Origin of the sequence: Stappia stellulata DSM 5886 (assembly GCF_000423705.1) — a bacterium.
Taxonomy (GTDB): domain Bacteria; phylum Pseudomonadota; class Alphaproteobacteria; order Rhizobiales; family Stappiaceae; genus Stappia; species Stappia stellulata.
In genome coordinates, this window is record NZ_AUIM01000004.1 from 981,020 (window position 1) to 996,152 (window position 15,133).

Annotated in this window: 14 protein-coding genes; 10 read left to right on the top strand and 4 right to left on the bottom strand. The window is 65.0% G+C overall.

Going from position 1 to position 15,133, the window contains the following annotated elements:
* Window positions 1-19: 19 nt before the first annotated feature.
* From G572_RS0104725 to G572_RS0104740, 4 genes are all read right to left on the bottom strand, one after another.
* Window positions 20-493, bottom strand: a complete 474-nt coding sequence (locus tag G572_RS0104725) for a GNAT family N-acetyltransferase (RefSeq protein WP_029057490.1) — start codon at window positions 491-493, stop codon at window positions 20-22.
* Between the two features lie 3 nt (window positions 494-496).
* Window positions 497-784 carry an Asp-tRNA(Asn)/Glu-tRNA(Gln) amidotransferase subunit GatC gene (gene gatC, locus G572_RS0104730; RefSeq protein WP_029057491.1) on the bottom strand — a complete coding sequence of 96 codons (288 nt, stop codon included), beginning with the start codon at window positions 782-784 and terminating at the stop codon, window positions 497-499.
* A 147-nt stretch (window positions 785-931) separates the two neighbouring features.
* On the bottom strand, window positions 932-1,423 hold the full coding sequence (locus tag G572_RS0104735) for a Cif family virulence factor (RefSeq protein WP_029057492.1): 492 nt from the start codon (window positions 1,421-1,423) through the stop codon (window positions 932-934).
* A gap of 76 nt (window positions 1,424-1,499) precedes the next feature.
* Entirely contained in the window at window positions 1,500-2,207 is a 708-nt protein-coding gene (locus G572_RS0104740; protein ID WP_029057493.1) for a metal-dependent hydrolase, read from the bottom strand.
* A gap of 127 nt (window positions 2,208-2,334) precedes the next feature.
* Here G572_RS0104740 and ruvX point away from each other — a divergent pair, with 127 nt between their 5' ends.
* From ruvX to G572_RS0104790, 10 genes are all read left to right on the top strand, one after another.
* On the top strand, window positions 2,335-2,880 hold the full coding sequence (ruvX, locus tag G572_RS0104745) for a Holliday junction resolvase RuvX (protein ID WP_029057494.1): 546 nt from the start codon (window positions 2,335-2,337) through the stop codon (window positions 2,878-2,880).
* Window positions 2,877-3,803, top strand: coding sequence for an AEC family transporter (locus G572_RS0104750; protein WP_029057495.1), 927 nt, complete (start codon window positions 2,877-2,879; stop codon window positions 3,801-3,803). The genes ruvX and G572_RS0104750 overlap by 4 nt, the downstream gene beginning before the upstream one ends.
* Before the next feature lie 94 nt (window positions 3,804-3,897).
* On the top strand, window positions 3,898-4,854 hold the full coding sequence (locus G572_RS0104755) for an aspartate carbamoyltransferase catalytic subunit (RefSeq protein ID WP_029057496.1): 957 nt from the start codon (window positions 3,898-3,900) through the stop codon (window positions 4,852-4,854).
* An 11-nt stretch (window positions 4,855-4,865) separates the two neighbouring features.
* Window positions 4,866-6,167 (top strand): dihydroorotase, encoded by a 1,302-nt coding sequence (locus tag G572_RS0104760; protein WP_029057497.1) that lies wholly within the window; start codon window positions 4,866-4,868, stop codon window positions 6,165-6,167.
* A 33-nt stretch (window positions 6,168-6,200) separates the two neighbouring features.
* Window positions 6,201-6,821: a glycerol-3-phosphate 1-O-acyltransferase PlsY gene (gene plsY, locus G572_RS0104765; RefSeq protein WP_029057498.1), complete on the top strand. Its 621-nt coding sequence runs from the start codon at window positions 6,201-6,203 to the stop codon at window positions 6,819-6,821.
* Window positions 6,818-7,969, top strand: a complete 1,152-nt coding sequence (dprA, locus tag G572_RS0104770) for a DNA-processing protein DprA (protein WP_029057499.1) — start codon at window positions 6,818-6,820, stop codon at window positions 7,967-7,969. The genes plsY and dprA overlap by 4 nt, the downstream gene beginning before the upstream one ends.
* 800 nt (window positions 7,970-8,769) lie before the next feature.
* Window positions 8,770-11,490, top strand: a complete 2,721-nt coding sequence (topA, locus tag G572_RS0104775; protein ID WP_029057500.1) for a type I DNA topoisomerase — start codon at window positions 8,770-8,772, stop codon at window positions 11,488-11,490.
* A gap of 65 nt (window positions 11,491-11,555) precedes the next feature.
* Window positions 11,556-13,835 carry a ribonuclease R gene (gene rnr, locus G572_RS22530; protein WP_051241673.1) on the top strand — a complete coding sequence of 760 codons (2,280 nt, stop codon included), beginning with the start codon at window positions 11,556-11,558 and terminating at the stop codon, window positions 13,833-13,835.
* A complete protein-coding gene (locus G572_RS0104785; RefSeq protein ID WP_029057501.1) occupies window positions 13,832-14,302 on the top strand; it encodes a DUF983 domain-containing protein in 471 nt (156 codons plus the stop codon). Before rnr ends, G572_RS0104785 begins: the two co-directional genes overlap by 4 nt.
* Window positions 14,299-15,042 carry an NUDIX hydrolase gene (locus G572_RS0104790; protein ID WP_029057502.1) on the top strand — a complete coding sequence of 248 codons (744 nt, stop codon included), beginning with the start codon at window positions 14,299-14,301 and terminating at the stop codon, window positions 15,040-15,042. Before G572_RS0104785 ends, G572_RS0104790 begins: the two co-directional genes overlap by 4 nt.
* The last annotated feature ends 91 nt before the right edge of the window (window positions 15,043-15,133 follow it).

The window sequence follows — 15,133 nt, forward strand, 5'->3', positions numbered from 1 at the left end:
TCTCGCTGGGCTGTTCGCGTCACGCGTTGGAAAGAAGCTGTTTTTCGTAAAAGGCGGAACACGGCGTGTCGGGATACCCGAGCACCGGACCGCATTGCCGGAAGCCGGCCCGCCGGTAGACCCGCTCCGCGGCCGTGTAGGTGTTGCCGGTCTCAAGCACCAGTCGCGTGAAACCCTCGCTGCGTGCAAGGTCCTCGATCCGCGCCAGGATACGCCCGCCGAGCCCGCGGCCTTGCGCGGCGGGACGCGTGTACATGCGCTTGACCTCGCCGACCCTGTTCGGATGACGCAGCAGCGCCCCGCACCCGAGCACATCGCCACTGTCGCCATTGCGGGCAACGAATACGGTCGTGTCACGCCCAGCCATGTCCTCGACACTCATGTGAAAACAGGCCTCGGGCGGCGTCAGCGCCAGCAAAGCGGCATTCAACTCCGCGATCAGGGCGCGCATGTCGTCGGTGAGCGGGCACTCGACGCCAATCGCAACAGTCACGGCCTATTCCACCACCTTCGGCACCATGAAGAAATTGTCTTCCGACATCGGCGCGTTGGCGACCACGTCCTGCGGATAGCCACCGTCATTGACCACGTCGGCGCGCTTCTTCATCTCCTGCTTGACGACCGAGGTCATCGGCTCGACGCCGCTGACATCGACCTCGTCCAGCTGCTCGACGAAGGCAAGAATGGTGTTCAACTGACCGGTCATCTCACCGGCTTCGGTGTCCGTGACCTTGATGCGCGCAAGATGCGCAACGCGTTTCACCGTGTCGATATCGACGGACATGGGGATCTCCGGATTGCCTCGGGAGCCGGGACGCCTGAGCGGAACCGATCCGCGCGAGGGCATCCTCGACAGGAGGCCTATATCATCGCGATCAAGCCGCCCGCAAGCCAAAGGGCGCCCGCAACACGACCGGCCCGGAAAAAGCCCTCACGCACCGAGGGTGCGCACCGCCATCACCGCCGCGCCAGGCGTCGGGAGCGGGGCCGATACGCGCGACGCGGGCAGCGGACCGCGACGGCTGGGCGCGAAGCTGCGGGAAAACAGGCGCGCAAGCGCGTCGCCACGATATTGCCGCTCCTCCACCACCGCACCGCCCGCCCAGACCTGCGCGTGGAAAACCTCCTCGCGCACGATCCGGCCGTCGATGTCCACCCCGTCGATGCGGCAGAAAAACCGCACGCGCCCCGTATCGCGCTCGCAGGTCAGCTCGTCGAACGTGCCCCGCACCATCGCGAAGCGGCGCAAGACCGGCTGCAGCTTTCGCAAGACGGTGGCGCGGTCGCGCGCAACCAGGATGTCGTTTTCAAAGAGACGCGCGTCAGGCGCATAATGCGCCCCGATCGCCTCGAGGAGATCCCCGCGGGCAAGGCTGAGCAGGAAGTCGTCAAGCTTGGCGCGAAACGGGATCTGAGATGTCATGGCTTGTCCGGACGCTGGAATTGGAAATGGAACATTACGTGAACATTCAGACCGTGTCCAGCGCCCGGGACCGTCGTCAGACCTCGAAAGAGCCGCCCGGTTCCGTGACCTTCACCCGCCCCGCATCGCTGCCCATCTCGGCAAGGAAACCGTCGGCAGACTGGTCGAGAATCGGGAAGGTGCCGTAGTGGCACGGCAGGATCGTCTCGAAATCGAAGAACCGTTTGCAGGCGATCGCCGCCGTTTTCGCGCCCATGGTGAACCGGTCGCCGATCGGCACGACACCGACCTTCGGCCGATAGAGTTCCTCGATCAGCGCCATGTCGCCGAAGAGGTCCGTATCGCCCATGTGATAGAAGGTCGGTTCCCCCTTTGCGCGCACCACCAGCCCGTTCGGCTGACCCATGTAAACCGGCGGCCAGCCCCCGGCGAGCGACGACGAGGTGTGATGCGCCTGGGTCAGCGACACGGTGAAGGGACCGACATCGACCGATCCGCCACAGCCCATCGGGTTGATGTTCTCATGCCCCTGCGACTGCACCCACATGGCAATCTCGAAGTTCGCGGTGACCTGCGCGCCGGTCTTGCGCGCGATCTCCAGCGTGTCGCCGATGTGGTCGTCATGCCCGTGGGTCAGCAAGATGTGGGTCACGCCCGCGCTGACGCCGTCGACGCTCAGCGTCTCGGGAAAGGACGGATTGCCGCTCAGGAACGGGTCGATGAGGATCGCGGCGCCCGGAATGTCGAGACGGCAGGCGGCGTGACCGAGATAGGTGATCTTCATGACGGGTCTCCCTTTTGTCGCTTGTCGCGGAAAGTGCCGCGAGGTGTCCCCCGGAATCTAACCGGTTGCGGCGCGCCTGCAATCCCGCTCCCTGTTCGCACAGGATTGCGCGTGCTAAAGCCATCTCATGGCGCAAGATCCCCTCCTCTCCCACGATGACTTCGCGGCGCGTCTGCCGCGCATCGGCCGCCTGATCGGCCTCGATCTCGGAACGAAGACCATCGGTCTCGCGCTGTCCGATCTCGGGCGCGGCATCGCGACCCCGCTTGAGACCATCAAGCGCAAGAAGTTCGGTGTGGATGCCGCCGCCCTGCTCGACATCTGCCGGAAACACGAGATCTGCGGCATGGTGATCGGCCTGCCGCTCAACATGGACGGCTCCGAGGGCCCGCGCGTTCAGGCAACCCGCGCCTTCGCCCGCAACCTTTTGCCGCTCACCGACCTTCCGCTGACCGCATGGGACGAGCGCCTGTCGACCGCTGCCGTCACCCGCACGCTGATCGATGCCGACCGCTCCCGGGCACGGCGCGCGGAACTCGTCGACAAGATGGCCGCCGCCTATATCCTCCAGGGCTGCCTCGACCGGCTGGCGCGCATCCGCCGCGACACCGACGAGCAAGCCGGCCCGACGGGCGACAGATACGCGGTGTATGACGGAGACGACCCACAATGAGCGTTGTCATCAATGCGCTCCTGCCGGTTCTGCTCGTCATCGCCATAGGTCATCTCGTCGCGCGCCTGGGAATCATCACCGGCGAACAATGGCGCGGCATCGAGCGCATCGCCTATTTCGTGCTGTTTCCCGCGATCATTGTCGCGACCGTCGCTCAGACCGACTTCATGGCCTTGCCCGCCTTCGAGATGAGCGCGACGCTGGTTGCCTCCGTCGTCGCCATGGCAGCAATCGCGCTCGCCCTGCAACCGCTTCTGCGCCGGACCTTTGCCATTGACGGTCCGCGGTTCACCTCGGTCTTCCAGGGCGCGACCCGCTGGAACACGTTTGTCGCGCTCGCCATTGCCGATGAAATGCTGGGCGCCGACGGCGTCGCCCTTCTGGCGGTCGCCATCGTCGCGATGGTGCCGCTCCTCAACGTCATCTGCGTTCTGGTCCTGTCGCATTTCACCAGCGGTCCCGCGCCCGGTGTCCGGAAAATCCTCCTCGACCTCGTCCGCAATCCGTTCATCTGGTCGACGGCGGCGGGCCTGCTCCTGAATGTCACCGGCCTGCCGCTGCCGCGATTCGCATGGTCGACGCTGGAAATCCTCGGCAGCGCCGCCCTGCCGATCGGCATCGTCTGCGTCGGCGCCGGCCTCGACCTCAACGCGCTGCGTCGCCCGGGCCCTGCGCTGACCTCCGCGCTTCTGTTGAAACTGGCCCTGATGCCCGCGCTGGGATTCGGCTTCGCAAGCCTGATGGGCGTGCAAGGCCCGGCCTTTACCGCCGTGATGATCGCCATGTCCGTGCCCAGCGCCGGCGGCTCCTACCTGCTGGCGCGACAGATGGGCGGCGACGCCAAGCTGATGGCGGAAATCCTCACCCTTCAAACCCTCGCCGCCGCCATAACGATGCCTGTCGCGCTTCTCGTCGCGGTCTGAACGTCGTCCGCTTCCGGCCCGGTCGGCAAAAAGCGTGGGCATTGCCAAGGCGCCCTTGAGCGCGCGCGCAGTTGCGCCTATAGGGTAGCCTTTAATGAGCGCACAAACCTCCCCCCTTGCGGATGCCTATCCGCACCGTCACCTGCTTGGGATCGAAGGTCTCCAGCCGCACGAAATCCTTGCCCTGCTCGACCGCGCGGAAAGCGCCGTGGAGATCAGCCGGCAGGTGGAAAAGAAGAAGGCCGTCCTGCGGGGCCGCACGCAGATCAATCTCTTCTTCGAAGCCTCCACACGCACGCAATCCTCCTTCGAGATCGCCGGCAAGCGCCTTGGCGCGGACGTGATGAACATGTCGGTGTCGTCCTCCTCGGTGAAGAAGGGCGAAACGCTGATCGATACGGCCGCCACCCTGAACGCCATGCACCCGGATATCATCGTGGTGCGTCACCATGCGGCCGGCGCGGTGCATCTGCTCGCCCAAAAGGTCGGCTGCTCGGTGATCAACGCCGGCGACGGGGCGCACGAACACCCCACCCAGGCGCTGCTCGACGCGCTGACGATTCGCCGTCACAAGGGCAAGATCGCCCGGCTGACGGTTGCGATCTGCGGCGACATCCTGCACTCGCGCGTTGCGCGCTCGAACATCATCCTGCTCAACGCACTCGGCGCACGGGTCAAGGTCGTCGCCCCGTCCACACTCCTGCCGAACGGCATCCGCCAGATGGGCGTCGAGGTCTGCGCGACGATGCGCGAAGGCCTTGCCGACGCCGATATCGTCATGATGCTCCGCCTGCAGCGCGAACGCATGGCCGGCGCTTTCATTCCTTCCGTGCGCGAGTACTTCCGCTACTACGGCCTGGACGCCGAAAAGCTTTCCGCAGCCCGGCCCGACGCGCTCGTCATGCATCCCGGTCCGATGAACCGGGGTGTGGAGATCGACCCCGAGATCGCCGACGGACCGCAAAGCCTGATCCGCGAACAGGTCGAGATGGGCGTCGCCGTGCGCATGGCCGTGCTCGAGGCCCTCTCGGCACATCTGCCGAACCGCTAAGGACGATGGATATGGCCAACGAGGCGAGTCAGCCCCCCATCCTGTTCACCAACGCGCGGGTGCTGGATCCGGCCCGCCGGCTCGATGCGCCGGGCGGTGTTCTGATTGCCGACGGCGTGATCGTCGCGGCCGGCCCGGAGGCGCTCAACCAGGGCGCACCGGAGGGAACGCGTGTCATCGACCTCACCGGTGCCGTCGCGGCCCCCGGTCTGGTCGATATGGACGTCACGGTGGGAGAACCGGGCGCGGAACACCGCGAAACGCTGGCGAGCGCCAGTCTGGCCGCTGCGGCGGGCGGCGTCACCACCATTGTCACCTCGCCCGATACCGATCCGATCATCGACGATCCGGCGCTGGTGGACTTCGTCCTGCGCCGTGCCCGCGACACGGCCTGCGTGCGCGTGCATCCGATGGCAGCCCTGACAAAGCGGCTGGACGGCGGGGAAATGAGCGAGATCGGCTTGCTGCGCGAGGCCGGCGCGGTCGCCTTTTCCAACGGCAATCATTCGATCACCCATTCCGGCGTGATGCGCAGGCTCATGACCTATGCGCGCGATTTCGACGCCCTCGTCGTGCACCACACCGAGGACCCGGACCTCTCCGGCGCCGGCGTGATGAACGAAAGCTTGAACGCCAGCTGGAAGGGCCTGCCGGCCAGCCCGCGCGAAGCGGAAATCATTATGCTGGAACGCGACCTGCGGCTCGCGAAGCTGACGGGCGGTCGCTATCATGCCCGCTCCCTTTCCTGCGCCGACAGCGTCGAGGCGCTGGCGCGGGCCAAGGCCGCCGGCCTCGACGTGACAGCCGGCATCTCGATCAATCATCTGACGTTGAACGAAAACGACATCGGCCCCTACCGGACCTTCTTCAAGATGGCGCCGCCGCTGCGCAGCGAGGACGAACGCCGCGCCATGGTGGCGGGGCTGGCCGATGGCACCATCGATGTCATCGTTTCCGCACACGACCCGCAGGACGTCGAGACCAAGCGCCACCCCTTCGCCGAGGCCGCCGACGGCGCCATCGGGCTGGAAACCCTGCTTTCAGCCGGCCTTCGCCTCGTGCATTCGGGCGATGTCGATCTGATGACGCTCCTGGCGGCGATGACCTGCAATCCGGCGGATCGGCTCGGGCTGCCGGTCGGGCGGCTTGCGGCAGGCGCGCCGGCGGACATCGTGGTGTTCGACCCTGACCGCCCCTGGGTTCTCGACAAGACGAAGATACGCTCAAGGTCGAAGAACACCCCATTCGAGGACGCCCGCTTTACCGGCAAGGTGCTCCAGACGATGGTTGCGGGACGCCTGCTCCCGTCCTAGTCTTTGCAACGATTGCGCAACCGGAGGCTGCACGTGCCCGATCCGATCAGCTGGGCCCACGCCTGGCCCTATTTTTCGGCCGCTCTTGTATTCGGCTATCTGCTTGGGTCCATCCCCTTCGGCCTGGTCATCACGCGGCTTGCGGGTGAAGGTGACATCCGCGCGATCGGCTCCGGCAACATCGGCACCACCAACGTCCTGCGCACCGGCAAGAAGCATCTCGCCGCCCTCACCCTTCTGGGCGACGCGCTGAAGGGAACGGTCGCCGTCCTCGTCGCCTTTCGTTTCGGCGGGCCGGATGCCGCGGTGATCGCGGGGTTCGGGGCCTTTCTCGGACATCTTTTTCCCGTATGGCTGCGCTTTCGCGGCGGAAAGGGCGTAGCGACCTATCTCGGCATCCTGCTCGGACTGCACTGGCCGGCGGCCCTCGCCTTTGCCGCGATCTGGGTCACCATGGCGGTGCTCTTTCGCTACTCCTCGCTCTCCGCGCTTGTCGCAAGCCTTGCAACGCCGGTGCTCTTGTATCTCGTTTTCGGGCGCGTCCAGCTTGCCGAGCTCATGGGTGTGCTCACCGTGATCCTCTGGGCCAAGCACCACGAGAACATCTCCCGCCTGCTCAAGGGAACGGAAGGCCGGATCGGACAGAAGGGATGAGCGCCGACCGGTCCGAACCGGCACGCACCCGCGTGCTCACGGACCGGCAGCGGCTCGCATGGCTGCGTCTCATACGTTCCGAAAACGTCGGGCCGGTCACCTTCCGCGCGCTGATCAATCATGCCGGATCGGCGGAAGCCGCGCTCGAGGCCCTGCCCGACCTGTCGCGGCGCGGCGGAAAGCGCACCATCCGTGTGTTTTCGCAAGCCGACGCGGAGGATGAGGTCGAGGCGCTCGAGCGACTGGGGGGACGCCTGCGCGCGCTGGGCGAATACGGGTACCCGCCGCTCCTGAGATATGTGGACGGTGCACCGCCGCTGATCAGCGTGCGCGGCAGCGACGACCGCCTTGCCGAAGAGGCAACCATTGCCATGGTCGGGGCCAGAAACGCCTCGCTGGCAGGGTTGAAGCTTGCCGGCGAGATTGCCTCGGGTCTCGGCGAGGCCGGCTATACCGTGGTGTCCGGCCTGGCGCGCGGCATCGACGCGGCTGCACACCGTGCCGCGCTCGCCAGCGGCACCATCGCCGTCATGGCCGGCGGGGTCGACGTGATCTATCCGGGCGAGAACCGCGACCTGCACAGGTCCATTCTGGACAAAGGCGGCGCGGTCGTCAGCGAGATGGCACTCGGATGGAAACCGCGCAGCCGGGACTTTCCCCGGCGCAACCGCCTGATCTCCGGAGTGTCGCTGGCGACCGTACTGATCGAGGCGGCGCGCGCTTCCGGCTCGTTGCACACGGCGCGTTTCGCGGCCGAACAAAACCGCGAAGTCCTTGCCGTCCCCGGCTCCCCCCTCGATCCGCGCTCGGAAGGGGGCAACCGCCTGATCCGGGACGGCGCAACGCTCATCACCAGTGCCCAGGACATTCTGGACAGCCTCGGACCCCGTCGGCCCTTTCCCGAACCGCCATCCATCGAGGTCGAGGAGCCCGGGCGCGAGAACAAAACGCTTCCCCTCCAGGTCGCCGATACCGATCGCGGGAAAGTCCTGTCCGCACTCGGCGGCGCGCCGGTCGAAATCGACGAACTCATCCGCCATATGCAGCTGAAGGCCCGCGTCGTTCACGTGATCCTGCTGGAATTGGAACTCGCCGGACGGCTCGAACGCCATCCGGGCCAGAAGGTGAGCCTAATCGACGGTCGATGATCGACCGGATCGGGAGCTCTCGGGCTTCGTCGGGCCGCCCCCGGCTTGCGACATGATCCGGAACGGCCGCCGACCGCGCAGCCCCCCGCCGGGCCTTACAAAATCACCTGTCGCTTCTGACGAGGCCCGACAAGTCGGCCGCGGCGCACCAGGCGACGGACAAGCCCCGATGAGGCCCCGCCTGTTACCCCTCAAATTCGCCATAAAGAATTTCAGGTTGTAAAAATGCAAGACACACCACAATACAATTTCAAGTTCTAAAAATACGCATTGAATTTAGCGATTCTTGAAACACAACCTTAAGAGGTACCCTCTTCACGACGGTTCAGAGATTTTCTTTTTCTTGAAACTCTGCATGTTTGTCGAATGCCTCGACACGTGCCATCTCGAGCAAATAAGCTAGGAAAGTCAGATCGTTATTCGTTGCCAGGTCCCGCAACTCACGGCAAATCTGGGCCGAGTACCGGGCAGCTTCAGCTCGATCTGATAGGGATTCTGACGACATAATCTGACCCGATGGTTGGCCGCCTGACGCGGCTGGCAAAAGCGATACAACCAGTAGTTTTCTAAATACATACTACACGTCAATTACAACCCGGCGCAAGGTTCCGGTCGACGGAAGGCACCGTTGCAGCCTTTTTTCGGCGTTCGGAATCCATCCCTTGACCCGGACGACACGAATGGTCATTTGACAGCTGCTATCTAATTGGGGGATCGTCCGGCGCCATTCGTGCGCGCCGGAGCCGTGCGTTATCGCGCCGCCCGTGCCGCAAGGCGCTTCTCTTCCTGCTTGGGGTCTCATGAATATCGTCATTGTTGAATCGCCGGCCAAGGCCAAGACCATCAACAAGTATCTGGGGTCGGACTATCACGTCCTGGCCTCATACGGGCACGTGCGCGACCTGCCGGCAAAGGACGGATCGGTCCGCCCCGACGAAGACTTCGAGATGAGCTGGGATGTCGATGCGAAGTCGCAAAAGCGCCTCAGCGACATCGCAAAAGCGGTGAAGGGCGCGGACAGGCTGATCCTCGCCACTGACCCCGACCGCGAGGGCGAGGCAATTTCGTGGCACGTTCTGGAGGTTCTTCGCAAAAAGCGGCTCCTGAAGGACATGCCGGTGCAGCGCGTGGTGTTCAACGCCATCACCAAGAAGTCCATTCTCGAGGCGATGGACAACCCGCGCGATATCGACGAACCGCTGGTCGATGCCTATCTTGCCCGACGTGCGCTCGATTACCTCGTCGGTTTCACGCTGTCCCCGGTGCTCTGGCGCAAGCTGCCAGGCGCCCGCTCGGCTGGCCGCGTGCAATCCGTGGCGCTGCGTCTCGTCTGCGACCGGGAAAGCGAGATCGAGCGCTTCGTCAGCCAGGAATACTGGTCCGTTCTCGCCAATCTCACCACTTCGCAAGGCGCCGCGTTCCAGGCCCGCATCGCGGCCTTCAACGACAAGAAACTGGCGCGCCTCGGCATTGGCTCGAAGGCGGAGGCGGACGCTATCGCCGCCCACCTGAATGCCGCCGCCCTTTCGGTGGCAAGCGTTGAATCCAAACCCCAGCGCCGCCACCCGGCCGCCCCCTTCACCACCTCGACGCTTCAGCAGGAAGCCTCGCGCAAGCATGGCTTTGCCGCGGCGCGCACCATGCAGGTCGCGCAGAAGCTTTATGAAGGCGCCGACATCGGCGGCGAGACCGTCGGTCTCATCACCTATATGAGAACCGACGGCGTCCAGATTGCCGGCGAGGCCATCGCCTCCGCCCGCGAGGTGATCGGCGCCGACTACGGCAACGATTATGTGCCGGAAAAGCCGCGCCATTACTCGTCCAAGGCCAAGAACGCCCAGGAAGCGCACGAGGCGATCCGGCCGACCGACCTGACCCGGCGCCCGCGCGACGTCGCCCGCTATCTCGATCCCGACGCCGCCCGCCTTTACGAGCTCATCTGGAAGCGCACCATCGCCTCGCAGATGGAATCGGCCGTCCTGGAACGCACCACCGTCGACATCGACGCCAAGGCCGGCGGCAAGAGTGCGACCTTGCGCGCCACCGGCTCCGTCGTGCGCTTCGACGGCTTCTTCGCCCTTTATCAGGAAGGCAAGGACGACGAGGAAGACGAGGAAGGGCGCCGCCTGCCCGCGATGACGCAGGGCGAACCCCTGTCGCGGACCTCGATCGAGACCGCCCAGCACTTCACGGAACCGCCGGCACGTTTCACCGAGGCGACGCTGGTGAAGAAGATGGAAGAGCTCGGGATCGGACGCCCCTCCACCTATGCCTCCACGCTGCAAACCCTGCGCGACCGCGACTATGTGGAAATCGACGGAAAGCGGCTGATTCCGCAGGACAAGGGCCGGCTTGTCATCGCTTTCCTCGAAAGCTTCTTCAACCGATACGTCGAGTACGACTTCACCGCCGCGCTGGAAGAAAAGCTCGACCGCATCTCCGCCGGCGAATTGTCATGGAAGGATGTCTTGCGCGATTTCTGGCGTGATTTCTCCGCCTCGGTCCACGACATCAAGGACCTTCGCGTCTCCGAGGTGCTCGATTCCCTCAACGAAATGCTCGCGGCCCATGTGTTCCCCGACAAGGGCGACGGCGAGGACCCGCGCAAATGCCCGGCCTGCGGCGAGGGACGGCTCTCGCTGAAGGTCAGCCGCTTCGGCGCCTTTGTCGGCTGCTCGAACTACGACAAGGAAAAGCTGGAGGGCAAGACGCCCAACGAGAACCCGCCCCATTGCGGATACACCCGCCAATTGTCGGCGTCCGGCAAGGATGGCGACGGGGAGATCGCCGACGGCCCCAAGGTGCTCGGCCAGGACCCGGAAAGCGGACTGGACGTCAGCCTGCGCACCGGGCGTTTCGGCCCCTACGTCCAGCTCGGCGAGGAAGCCAAACCCAAGCGCTCCTCCCTGCCGCGCGGCTGGCAAGCCTCCGAAATGGATCTCGACAAGGCGCTTCAGCTGCTGTCGCTTCCGCGCGAGGTCGGCCCGCACCCTGAGGACGGCAAGGACATCGTCGCCGGCATCGGTCGCTACGGTCCCTTCGTCCTGCATGACGGCACCTACGCCAATCTGGAAAGCCCGGAAGAGGTGTTCAGCGTCGGCATCAACCGCGCCGTCGATGCGCTGGCGCAAAAGCGCGCCAAGGCTGGACGCGGCCGGGGCAACACGCCCCCCTTGAAGGAACTGGGCGAGCACCCCGACGGCGGTCCGATCACGGTCCAGGACGGGCGCTACGGACCTTACGTGAAATGGGCCAAGGTCAATGCGACGCTTCCCAAGGGAAACGATCCGCAGGCCGTCACGCTCGACGAGGCGCTGGCGCTGATCGCGGCGAAGATCGAAAAGACGGGCAAGGGCAAACCGGCGGCCAAAAAGGCGGCCGCGAAAAAACCGGCTGCAAAGAAGCCCGCCGCGAAAAAGACGACCGCAAAGGCGGCTGCGGCCAAGAAACCGGCCGCAAAGAAGACAACCGCAAAGAAGACCGCCACCGCCAAGAAGGCCGTGGCAGAGGATGACGCTTGACCGCAAACCGCCCGAAAAAGACGAAACCGAAGAAGACGGCGACAAAGTCGGCCGGGACGCCCCAGATGCCGGGACGCGACGAAATCCTGGCTTTCGTCGCCGACAATCCCGGCAAGGCGGGCAAGCGCGAAATCGCACGCCATTTCGGGATCACCGGCGGGGCGCGGATCTATCTGAAGCGTCTTCTGCGGGAAATGGCCGACGACGGCCTGCTCGAGAAGCGGCAGAAGAAACTCATCAAGGCTGGCGAACTGCCGCCCGTACTGGTCGTGAGCGTTGTCGCGCGCGACAAGGATGGAGAACTGATCGCAGAACCGGCCAGCTGGGACGTGGACGAACAGGGCGCACCGCCCAAAATCCTCGTCGTGCCGGAGCGCCGGAAAAGCCAGCCGCGCACTGCCGGACTCGGCGACCGGCTGCTCGTGCGCCTGAGCTCTGACGAGACAGGACCGGAGGCAGCGCACGCCGGGCGGATCATCAAGCTGCTGGAACGCCAGGCAGCCTCGATTCTCGGCATCCTGAGAACCGGACGTGGCCGGACCTTCCTGGAGCCGATCGAACGCAAGCAACGCGAACTGGAGATCGACACCGGCGACCTGAAGGGCGCGGAGGACGGCGACCTCATCTCCGTCACCACGACCAAAGGTCCGGGCCGCTACGGCGACACACGCGCCAAGGTGTTAAAGCGCATCGGTGCGATGCATTCGGAAATGGCGATCTCCGAAATCGCGCTTCACACGCACGGCATTCCGCATCGCTTCCCCGACCGGGTGGTCGAGGCGGCCGAACAGGCCGCACCGGCAACGCTTAAGGGCCGCGAGGACTGGCGCAAGCTGCCTCTGATCACCATCGACCCCGCCGACGCCAAGGATCACGACGACGCGGTGCATGCGGAAGCCGATCCCGACCCGGACAATCGAGGCGGTCACATCGTCACCGTCGCGATCGCCGATGTGGCCTTCTATGTCCGGCCCGGCGAGCCACTCGACCGCGAGGCGCATCTGCGCGGAAATTCGGTCTATTTTCCCGACCGCGTCATTCCGATGCTGCCGGAGACGCTCTCCAACGGTCTGTGTTCGCTGAAGGAAGGCGAAGACCGGGCCGCGATGGCCGTGCGCATGACCATCGACGCCCGGGGCAAGAAGAAGAGCCACAGCTTCCACCGGGTGATGATGCGCTCGGCCGTGAAACTCTCCTACCAGCAGGCACAAGGGGCCATCGACGGCGAGCCGGATCACACCAGCGAAGCGGTGCTGAACGATATCCTCAAGCCGCTCTGGGCTGCCTATGAGAGCCTGAAGACCGCACGCCACGACCGAGAGCCGCTGGACCTCGACCTGCCGGAACGCAAGATCCGGCTGAAGGAGGACGGCACCGTCAAGGACGTCTTCGTTCCCGAACGCCTCGAGGCGCACAAGCTGATCGAGGAGTTCATGATCCAGGCGAATGTCGCCGCCGCCGAGACGCTGGAAAAGGCCGGCATTCCCCTGCTCTTCCGGATCCACGACGCTTCCAGCCCGGAAAAGCTGGAAGCGCTGAAGGAATTCCTGTCGACGCTCGACATTCGCCTTGCGGCATCCGGCGGGCTTCGTCCGGCCGCCTTCAACGGCATCCTGCGCAAGGTGAAGGGCCAGCCGGACGCCGAACTGGTCAATCAGGTCATCCTGCGCAGTCAGGCGCAGGCGGAGTATTCTCCCGACAACATCGGCCATTTCGGTTTGAACCTGAAACGCTACGCGCATTTCACCTCGCCCATTCGCCGCTATGCCGACCTGATCGTGCATCGGGGCCTGATCAGGGCGCTGAAGCTTGGCGACGACGGACTGCCGGACGGCATGGAGACGAAACTGGAAGCCGTCGGCGCGGATATCTCCGCCGCCGAGCGCCGGGCGATGCTGGCGGAACGCGACACGGTGGACCGTCTGATCGCGCTGTGGCTCTCGGACCAGGTCGGCGCGCGTTTCACCGGTCGCATTTCCGGCGTGGTGAAGTCCGGCCTCTTCGTGCGCCTCGACGACACCGGCGCGGACGGCTTCGTGCCGGCTTCCACAATTGGCGACGACTACTACCACTATGACGAATCGTCGCATTCGATGTCGGGGCGAACCACCGGGGAAACCTTCTCTTTGGGAGACCGGGTAGAGGTGAGACTGGTCGAAGCGGCCCCCTATGCCGGGTCCCTCAGGTTTGAACTTTTGAGCGAAGGACACTACCACAAGCGCAAGAGTTCGCGTGATCGCACCGCCTCGCGGCGAAGCAAGACCGCGCGGCAGTCAAAAGGCAGGCCCCGCAGCGGAAAGAGCGCGCCCGGTCGCAGCCGAAATTCGAAGGGACCACGGACATGACAGTCACCTATGCCGGACTGACCGATGTATCGCCGGTTCCGGCGTCCAAACCGAAGCGCGATGTCAGCCGGGCAATGCTGCTCGGTGCCAAGTGCCTGTGTCCCAACTGCGGTGAAGGCCGCCTGTTCGGCAAGTATCTGAAGGTCGAGCCGGCCTGCAAATCCTGCGGCGAGGAACTGCACCACCACCGCGCCGACGACGCCCCGCCCTATTTCACGATCTTCATCGTCGGCCACATCATCCTGCCGATTGCCCTTGCCGTCGAGATCGCCTTCGTTCCCGCCATGTGGGTGCATTTCGTGCTTTGGTTGCCGCTGATCGTGATCTCCTCCCTGCTCGCGCTGCCGCCGATCAAGGGCGCGCTGATCGGCCTGCAATGGGCCAACTACATGCATGGTTTCGACCCGAACGCGATCGGGGACGATCAGCCGATGTACGACTTCGGCGGCGGACACGAGGCACGATGAGCGAGGACCTGGTCCGGCGCCTTTCGGAGGCCGAGCGCAACACGAACGACCCAAACCTGCGCCCCAAGGACGCCGCAACCCTCCTGGTACTGGACCGCAGTCAGGGCGGAAGTCCCCGTGTCCTCATGGGGCGCCGTCATCAGCGGCACCGGTTCATGCCGGGCATGTTCGTCTTTCCCGGCGGACGCGTCGACCCGCAGGACAGCCGCATCCCGGTCGCCGGAGCCTATCACCCGGACGTCGAGCGCAAGCTGATGCATGCGATGAAGGGGCCGAAGACGGAAGCCCGCGCACGCGCCTTCACCGTTGCTGCCGCCCGTGAAACCTATGAAGAGGCGGGTCTCCTCGTCGGCGCGAAGACCGATCGCCCCTGGACCGGCACCGGCGACATGGCCGCCTTTTCGGACCGCGGCCTTGTGCCGGACCTCACGCCCGTGCGGCTGATCGCGCGCGCGATCACGCCGCCGCGCAGGCCGAGACGATTCGACACGCGCTTCCTCGCGGTCTTTGCCGATGCCGTCGCCGACCGCCTGCCCGAAGGCACCGGGCCTTCCGGAGAGCTTGAGGACGTGCATTGGCTGACCTTGACGCAGGCCAAGGATCTCGAGCTGCCAACAATCACGCTGACCATCATCGAAGAGCTGGAAAACCGGCTTCGCGACGACCCCGACCTGGACCCGGTCACGCCTTTGCCCTTCTATTACTGGCGTGGAAACGGCTTTATTCGGGAGGAAGTCTGACCGGGCTGAGGCCGCCCGCGATCCCGCTTGACTTATGGCGCGCGAAACGTATGGTGCGCGCAAAGTTTCCCAAGATTTCCCGGTGGAACGT

Coding starts and splice junctions, on each gene's coding strand:
- gatC (WP_029057491.1), bottom strand. CDS start 784: ATGTCCGTCGATATCGACACGGTGAAACGCGTTGCGCATCTTGCGCGC.
- G572_RS0104735 (WP_029057492.1), bottom strand. CDS start 1,423: ATGACATCTCAGATCCCGTTTCGCGCCAAGCTTGACGACTTCCTGCTC.
- G572_RS0104740 (WP_029057493.1), bottom strand. CDS start 2,207: ATGAAGATCACCTATCTCGGTCACGCCGCCTGCCGTCTCGACATTCCG.
- ruvX (WP_029057494.1), top strand. CDS start 2,335: ATGGCGCAAGATCCCCTCCTCTCCCACGATGACTTCGCGGCGCGTCTG.
- G572_RS0104750 (WP_029057495.1), top strand. CDS start 2,877: ATGAGCGTTGTCATCAATGCGCTCCTGCCGGTTCTGCTCGTCATCGCC.
- G572_RS0104755 (WP_029057496.1), top strand. CDS start 3,898: ATGAGCGCACAAACCTCCCCCCTTGCGGATGCCTATCCGCACCGTCAC.
- G572_RS0104760 (WP_029057497.1), top strand. CDS start 4,866: ATGGCCAACGAGGCGAGTCAGCCCCCCATCCTGTTCACCAACGCGCGG.
- dprA (WP_029057499.1), top strand. CDS start 6,818: ATGAGCGCCGACCGGTCCGAACCGGCACGCACCCGCGTGCTCACGGAC.
- topA (WP_029057500.1), top strand. CDS start 8,770: ATGAATATCGTCATTGTTGAATCGCCGGCCAAGGCCAAGACCATCAAC.
- rnr (WP_051241673.1), top strand. CDS start 11,556: ATGCCGGGACGCGACGAAATCCTGGCTTTCGTCGCCGACAATCCCGGC.
- G572_RS0104785 (WP_029057501.1), top strand. CDS start 13,832: ATGACAGTCACCTATGCCGGACTGACCGATGTATCGCCGGTTCCGGCG.
- G572_RS0104790 (WP_029057502.1), top strand. CDS start 14,299: ATGAGCGAGGACCTGGTCCGGCGCCTTTCGGAGGCCGAGCGCAACACG.